A 1,584-nucleotide genomic window follows, 5' to 3' on the forward strand; every position below is an offset into this window, starting at 1 on the left:
GAAGTCGGCGTCGTAGCGGGTGCCGATGCCGTCGTGGTAGACGGCGTACCCGCCGGCGTAGTCACCGGCGCGGAAGCGGGCGAGCACGCGCCGGACGTCGTCGGGGTGCCGCTCGACCATGTAGCGTGCGGCCAGGTGGCCCCACGGGTAGGTGCGGGTCACATCGCTGTTCTCGTACGTGCTCTCGAACAGCGTGCTCAGCCGGTATGTGTGCCGGCCCGCCTCCTGGACCGCCTCCTCGTCGGTACGGCCCCGGTAGCCGTAGGAGACGTACTCGGCGATGCCCTCGATCCACCACACGTCCGGCACCGACACCTGCCGGGCGAAGTCGCCCCTCATGTCGTCACGGGCGTCCAGGAAGTGCGTGTACTCGTGGTTCAGGTTCCAGACCCGGGCCGGGAAACCGTCGTCGGATGCCTTCTGGTACATGATCGACACGGGCTGGTTGGCGGGGTCCGACGGATCGCCGCCCAGGGTCATCCCCCCGTTGTCGGTGCTGATGCCGTACATCGCACCGGCGTAGGTCTGGTAGTCGGACCGGCCGGCGAACACCACCAGGCGGAGGGTGGAGGCGTACTGGCCGGGGATCGGCCCCTCGGACCCCACGACCTTGCGGAAGTAGGCGTCCTGGCCGAGCACGCTCGCGCAGACCGCGTCGAGGTCGGCGGCCGTCAGCGCCTGCGCGCGGACGGTGATGTCCGCGTCACAGCGGTGGGTGACCGGCAGGACCGCCCTGTCGAGCTTCCCCGGCAGGTCGCAAATGTCGTAGTACCCGCAGTTCGCGCTGTCGTAGGCGGCGGCCTGGGTGGCGACGGCGACCCACAGCGCGGCCGTCGGCCCGGTCATCGCGGTACGGTCCAGCAGGTCGCCGGCCAGCGGCGCCGCGATGTCCCGCAGTTCCGGGTGCTCGACGTAACGCGCCAGGTTCATCCCGGCGTTGGAGTCCAGGAAGGCCAGCGCGGTGCCGAGCCGGTCGGTGTGGGCCAGCGCGAAGTCGTGGAGGGTGCCGAGGATCCGGGGGTCGTCCCGCACCGCCCGCACATAGGCCGGGTTCCAGTTGCCGCGCCACAGCGGGGTGTGGACGTCGTTGACGGCCCTGACCATGCTGTCGACGGCGTCGTAGGAGCCGTCGTAGTCGGTCAGCAGCCGCCGGTAGACGTACAGATAGCGGCCCTGCTGGTCGGCGCTGTCGGTGAGCGTCACCGCCTCGCCGAGGATGCCGCCGTTGGCCTCCGTGACATCCCGGGAGTGGGGGCGGGCGAAGAAGGCGTCCAGGCCGCCGGTGACGGCGGTGGTGAGCCGGGAGGTGTACGTGCCCACGTCCTGCGGGTGGTTGAACTGCGCGTAGTAGCCGGCGCGCAGGAACAGGACCAGTTGCAGCAGGCCGCCGGAGTTGTCGCCCTGGTACTGCCCGGCGGTGCCGGTGAACGCGTTCGCCACGGTCAGCATCTGGGCCTGCCGGAAGACGGCGCGCGCCTCGCCGCCGGAGAGGTCGAAGAGGCTGTTGACGCAGTCCGGGGTCGCGGCCTTGACGTGGGCGACGAGGGCGGCGCCGGTACGGCTCCCGAAGTCGGCCGGGGTACA

The 1,584-nt window shown here is 70.9% G+C and carries 1 protein-coding gene; it reads right to left on the reverse strand.

The features are described 5' to 3' along the window. Window positions 1-1,584, reverse strand: a 1,584-nt coding sequence (locus H5J33_RS34690; protein ID WP_181798631.1) for a collagenase, incomplete at both ends; no start/stop codon positions are given.

It is taken from the genome of Streptomyces sp. WELS2 (assembly GCF_013870595.1).
Lineage (GTDB): Bacteria > Actinomycetota > Actinomycetes > Streptomycetales > Streptomycetaceae > Streptomyces.